The organism is Streptomyces altiplanensis, assembly GCF_053591575.1.
Genome location: NZ_JBSFUB010000188.1, coordinates 1 through 5,715, shown reverse-complemented (window position 1 = coordinate 5,715; position 5,715 = coordinate 1). Strand labels below are relative to the sequence as shown.

The following is a 5,715-nucleotide window of genomic DNA, read 5'->3' as shown; positions in this document are numbered from 1 at the left end:
CCGCTACGAGAAACGCGCCTACATCTACCTCGGCACCGTCACCCTCGCAGCCCTCATCATCTGGCTCCGAACATGATCCGAGAAACAGTGCCTAGTGCAGGGCCGCCACCCGAGGCCGTACCGCCACCGCGCTCGCGGTGAAGACCCCGACGTTCTTCGTCGCCTTTGACGCCCTGCAGATCGACGGCATCGAGTTGCTGGCCCTGCCCTACGCCCAGCGCCGTCGACGACTGGAGGTCCTCTTCGCCACCCGCACACTGACCGCACCGTGGACGCTGTGCCCGATGACCACCGAGCCGGCCAGGGCCCGGGAGTGGCTGGAGGACTGGACGGACGTCTCCGGCGTCGAGGGCCTGGTCGTGAAGAACATGAACCAGCGCTACTAGGCTGTGCGCCGGCCGGCCCCAGGTACGGGGCCCCAGGGGGCGGGGAACAGGATGTCCGTAGAACGTCACATAGCGGGGATGCTCCAGCAGATCGCCCGTCAGCAGGACATCGTCGAGATCGCCCCCCAGGGCTCCACGCCGAAGGCGGCCGCCCTGGCGCACGTGGCGGAGCAGTACGGCTACACGTACGGCGTGGCGTACAGGACCGGGTTCAAGAACTCGCTCGTCCAGGTCCGGATGTACCGGGACCCGCAGCCCGACGCGCGAGTCCGCGAGGCGGCCACCATCACCGCCCATCCGCAGGCGGGCAACGGCGGGACAGTGCCGGGGCTGGAGCAGGGCTCGCTGAAGCCGCTCCCCGAAGCGGTCGCTCCCGTGGCCGTGCTGAAGGACCTCATCACCTTCGACGTCATGGCCCAGTACGTAGCCGACCGGAGCCAGAAGGTGAAGGTCTACCTCGCCTGCGCGGTCCTGACCGTCCTCCTGCTCATCGACACGTCGCCGGTCGAAGCGGTCGCCTCCGGCGGGGCGGCCGCGCTGCTCTTCACCGTGGCGTTCAAGGTGGGCGCGATCCGCCGCGGGAAGATCACACAGCGGCTGACGGACGCCGGGTTCCTCGCGGTGCGCGACGAACAGGGCGGCCAGCGGTTCCTGCGCCCGGGGCAGCAGTTGCCCGGCCGCACCGACCCGTTCGCCGCCTGAGCCCCGACTACCGGCCCGACCACGGCAGGTCAGCGCACTGCAACACCTCGTCGGGGGGCTGTGTGCTGAGCTCCTGGCGCACGTCCAGGTAGCGCAGCCGGACACTGAGCTGCTCCGGATCCCGTGTCGTACGGTCCGACGTCGCGGTCGCCTACCGTCCGCAAAGGATCTCACCGAACCCGGCGGTGCCGCCGGTACGGCCGAAAGATCTGAATCAATACCGGGAATCAGGCCGCGACGAGCTCCTGCTCGCGGTCCGGCGTCTTGACCTTGGGCTTCTTGTTCGGCAGCGAGAGCCGGAAGACCTTGTGCCACGCGGAGAAGACCTGCTTGGGCAGCGGCCCGGTGACGTACTCCAGCTCGTACTTCTCGAACAGGGCGCGCACCTTCACCGCGACCTCGGCGTACCGGTTGCTCGGCAGGTCCGGGAACAGGTGGTGCTCGATCTGGTGCGACAGGTTGCCGGTCATGAAGTGCATGGCCCTGCTGCCGCTGATGTTGGCCGAGCCCATCATCTGGCGCAGGTACCACTGGCCGCGCGTCTCGCCCCTGATCGACCGGCGCTCGAAGACCTGCACGCCCTCGGGGAAGTGCCCGCACATGATCACCGAGTGGGTCCAGAGGTTGCGGACCAGGTTGGCGGTGAACGTGGCGGCGAGCGTGGGGAGGAACGACGGGCCCGACAGCAGCGGGTGGATCACGTAGTCCTTGAGCACCTGCTTGCGGATCTTGCGGCCGACGGCCCTGGCCCGCGCGCGGAACTCCGGGTTCTTGCGGCGGCGCTTGTGCAGGTTCTTGCCCAGCTCCAGGTCGTACGCGGCGATGCCGTACTCGAAGAAGCAGGCGTTGAGGAAGTTCCACAGCGGCTGGCCGAGGTGGAACGGGTGCCACTTCTGGTCCTCGTCGACGCGCATGATGCCGTAGCCGAGGTCGTTGTCCTTGCCGATCACGTTGGTGTACGTGTGGTGCAGCTCGTTGTGCGAGTGCTTCCACTGCTCGGACGGCGAGACGTGGTCCCACTCCCAGGTGGTGGAGTGGATCTTCGGGTCCCGCATCCAGTCCCACTGGCCGTGCAGGATGTTGTGGCCGATCTCCATGTTGTCCATGATCTTCGCCACGGACAGACCGGCGGTGCCGAGCAGCCACGCGGGCGGGAAGATCGAGAACAGCAGCACGCCCCTGCTGACCAGCTCGAGCTTGCGCTGCGCCGAGATGACCTTACGGATGTAGGCGGCGTCTTTCTCGCCGCGGCCGGCGATCACCTCGTCGCGGATCGCGTCCAGCTCGCGGCCCAGCTCCTCGATCTGCTCCGCGGTCAGGTGGGCGGTGGGGTCGATGGCGGTCAAGGTGCTCCTATCGTTCGATGTCGCAGGGGCCCGCCGCGGCGGACACGCAGGTCTGGATGAGGACGCCCGGCTCGGCCTCGGTGATCTCGCCGGTGCGCAGGTCGCGGACGGCGCCCGCCTTGAGCGGCGTGATGCAGCCGAAGCAGATGCCCATGCGGCACCCGGAGGGCATGAGCACGCCGGCCTCCTCGCCGATGTCCAGCAACGGCGTGGCGCCGTCCGCGTCGACGGTCTTGCCGGTGGCGCTGAACGTGACCTCGCCGCCGTCGCCGGCGACGACGATGCTGGGGCGGAAACGTTCGGTGTGCAGGCGCTCTTGTACGCCGTGCTCGGTCCAGTGCTCTTCGGCGGCGTCGAGCAGGCCCGCGGGCCCGCAGGCCCAGGTCTCGCGCTCGGCCCAGTCGGGCACGAGTTCGTCGAGACGGGCGATGTCGAGCTTGCCGTCTGTGTCGGTGTGCACCTCGGTGAGCCGCAGCTTCTTGTCCGCGACCAGGTCGTGCAGTTCGTTGCGGAAGATCACGTCTTGCGGCTGTGGCGCGCAGTGGACCATGACGACGTCGTCGAACTCGATGTCGCGCAGCATGCCCATCACGGGCGTGATGCCGCTGCCGGCCGTCAGGTAGAGCACCTTGGCGGGCTTGGCCTGCGGCAGCACGAAGTCACCGGTCGGCTGGTCGAGCTGGATCAGCGTGCCCGGTTTCGCACCGCGGACCAGGTGGTTGCTGACCTTGCCGTCCGGGATCGCCTTCACGGTGATCGTGACGCGGCCGTCCTGGCGGTTTGTCGGCGAGGTGATGGAGTAGGCACGCCACAGGCGCACGCCGTCGACGTCGACCCCGATCCGCACGTACTGACCGGCTGTGTGGCCGCGCCAGCCCCGCCCCGGCCTGATCACGATGGTCGCGGCGTCATCCGTCTCGGGGTGCACGGCCTCGATGCGCCCACGCAGGTCAGCGCCCGCACGCAGCGGGCTGACCAGGTCGAGGTAGTCCGACGGCAGCAGCGGCGTCGTGACCATCTCCAGCAGTTTCCACGCCCTGCTGCGGAGGGCTGTACTCGTCATGACTCCAGCTTGCTGCGCCTCAAGGCGTAAAGTCCTGACCACAGGACGTAAATCTGATCGGCAGAATTGTTCGCAGGGAACAAAAAGTGAGCCATGCAATCCGGAGGGCCAGCGAACTGGCCCTGGATGAGACGACGGTCACCGCACTTCGGGCCGCGCTGAAGACCACCGCCGACGAGGTCGTCCAGGCGATCATCGACGAGGTCCCTTCCTACGCCAACGCCCTTTCGGGCCGCATGGGCGGCACCATCCGCCGAGCCGTCCGCACCGCCCTGGGGCACTACCTGGACCTCGCGAGCGGCAACGCCACAGGCGGCGACGCCGGTGACGCAGCCTACGAGCTGGGCCGCGGCGAGGTGCGCGACGGCCGTTCGATGGACGCCCTCCTCAGCGCCTACCGCGTCGGCGCCCGCGTGGCCTGGCGATGCCTGGCAGCGGGTGCCGTACCCGCAGGTCTGCCCGCCGCCGAGGTCGCCAACTTCGCCGAGCTGACCTTCGCCTACATCGACGAACTCTCCGCCGCGAGCGCCGCGGGCCACGCCGACGAACTGGCCGCCCGGGGCAGGGCCCACGAGCGCCACCTGGAACACCTGGCCCGCGACCTCCTCGCCGACGCGAGCCCGGACGCGCTGCTGGCCTCTGCTCAACGGGCCGGGTGGCAGCCTCCGGCTTCGCTGACCGCGGTCCTGCTGCCCGCCCTCCAGGCCCGGCCTGCCTACCGCACGCTCGACCCGAGCACCCTCGTCCTCGACGATCTGCCGGACGCCATCGGTGTGCTGCTCGTCCCCGACGCCGACCGATCACATCTCTTGCGGCAACTGACCGGCCGCACCGCCGTGGTCGGCCCGGCCCGGCCATGGACTCGTGCGTCCGCCTCGTACGCGCGAGCCCTACGCGCGCGCTCCCTCTCCTCTGATATCCGCGACACCGAGGACCACCTGCCCGAGCTGGTGCTGAGCGCCGACGCGGACGCGTTCGCAGACCTGCGTGCCCGAGCCCTCGCACCGTTGCGGACCTTGCCTGTCGCGACCGCACGGCGACTGGAGGAGACGTTGCGGGCGTGGCTGCTGCACCAGGGCAGGCGGGACGAAGTGGCGGCGGCGTTGTTCGTCCATCCCCAGACAGTCCGGTACCGGATGACGCAGCTGCGGGAGCTGTTTCCGGATCTCGCATCGCCACGCCGGGTCCTTGAACTGACGCTGGCGGTCGGTCTTCAGGCCAACTGACGAGTACTGCCTCGTTCTCGGTGCCATCAGCCGGCTCATGCGGCCCGGGGAAGAGCGGTACTGGCCAGCTGAGACCGGGGGGTGATGTGAAGACCAGACAAGGCCTCGGGAAGCCCGTCGGGGGCGCTGTCTCCGAGAAACGCGGGGGCGGATACGGCTCGACTGGATCCGGTGGACGATGCGCACCGGCCCGCTCGTCGACGCGCTCATCGAGCATCTGGTCGGGGATCTGGCCCGCTATGCCCTGGAAAACGTCTTTCATGTCGTCGTGGGGGCGCTGTTCTGGCACGAGCCGACCCACGGGCGCGCGGCGGGCTGCAACTGGGTGACCGGCGGGGCGGCCAGGCCGGGTCACCGAGGGCGGGGGCCGGGCCGCTCGCGCCGGGGACCACCGTGGTTCTGCGACAGCCCCGTGCCTTCCTTCCGACAGGTCAACCGGACGACCCACCGGGTCGGCCTGGCACACCGAGCGAGGGATGATGGGGATGGAACAATGGGCGTGAGGTCAGGAGCTTCCATGACGAAGCGGGTTCACCGGCCCCGTGAGGACGCGGAGTTCGATTTCATCCTCGGGATGAGCGGAGTTCCGGTCCTCGCATACTTCACCGGGACATGGCCCAAGGCAATCGAGCCCTGCCGGGTGATGGACCTCGTCGTGGGTGGCATCGCCGACGACTACACGGGCCGCCTGACGGTCGTCCGCGCCGACATCACACGTTGTCCGGCCGCAACCGAGCGATACGGCATCACCGGAGCCCCGTCCTGCGTCCTGCTGAAGGAGGGAGAGGCGGTGGCGCACGGCACGGGGCCTATGACCATCGCCGAGGTACGGGAGTTCCTGGACGGCCACCTCTGAGCGGCCGCTGCGGCACGTGGCCGCGACGCCCGTCACGTCTAAGTGGATGTTTTCTCCACTGAGGTCCTGTTTGGGGTCATCTGGCAGCGACCCGAGATGCGGCGTTTTTGCCAACCATCCTGATATCTCGTCGGGT

At 68.9% G+C, this 5,715-nt stretch carries 6 protein-coding genes and 1 pseudogene; 4 read left to right on the top strand and 3 right to left on the bottom strand.

The window, feature by feature from the left end; all coding sequences use genetic code 11:
• Positions 1-137 precede the first annotated feature (137 nt).
• Both ACWD0Y_RS36025 and ACWD0Y_RS36020 read left to right on the top strand, forming a co-directional pair.
• Complete coding sequence (locus ACWD0Y_RS36025) at positions 138-386, top strand: ATP-dependent DNA ligase (protein WP_450264476.1); 249 nt, start codon at positions 138-140, stop codon at positions 384-386.
• A gap of 51 nt (positions 387-437) precedes the next feature.
• Positions 438-1,088, top strand: coding sequence for a hypothetical protein (locus ACWD0Y_RS36020; RefSeq protein WP_450264475.1), 651 nt, complete (start codon positions 438-440; stop codon positions 1,086-1,088).
• Positions 1,089-1,095: 7 nt separating this feature from the next.
• On the opposite strand, the pseudogene ACWD0Y_RS36015 reads toward ACWD0Y_RS36020, so the two are convergent.
• The 3 genes and pseudogenes from ACWD0Y_RS36015 to ACWD0Y_RS36005 form a co-directional block, all read right to left on the bottom strand.
• Positions 1,096-1,227, bottom strand: a pseudogene (locus ACWD0Y_RS36015) (hypothetical protein); the annotation flags it as partial.
• 88 nt (positions 1,228-1,315) lie between these two features.
• Positions 1,316-2,434, bottom strand: coding sequence for a fatty acid desaturase family protein (locus ACWD0Y_RS36010; protein ID WP_450264474.1), 1,119 nt, complete (start codon positions 2,432-2,434; stop codon positions 1,316-1,318).
• A gap of 7 nt (positions 2,435-2,441) precedes the next feature.
• Positions 2,442-3,497 carry a ferredoxin reductase gene (locus ACWD0Y_RS36005; RefSeq protein WP_450264473.1) on the bottom strand — a complete coding sequence of 352 codons (1,056 nt, stop codon included), beginning with the start codon at positions 3,495-3,497 and terminating at the stop codon, positions 2,442-2,444.
• Positions 3,498-3,583: 86 nt separating this feature from the next.
• Between ACWD0Y_RS36005 and ACWD0Y_RS36000 the strand changes: the two genes are divergently transcribed.
• On the top strand, positions 3,584-4,723 hold the full coding sequence (locus ACWD0Y_RS36000; protein WP_450264472.1) for a PucR family transcriptional regulator: 1,140 nt from the start codon (positions 3,584-3,586) through the stop codon (positions 4,721-4,723).
• Between the two features lie 517 nt (positions 4,724-5,240).
• Positions 5,241-5,579, top strand: a complete 339-nt coding sequence (locus tag ACWD0Y_RS35995; protein ID WP_450264471.1) for a thioredoxin family protein — start codon at positions 5,241-5,243, stop codon at positions 5,577-5,579.
• Positions 5,580-5,715: the final 136 nt, after the last annotated feature.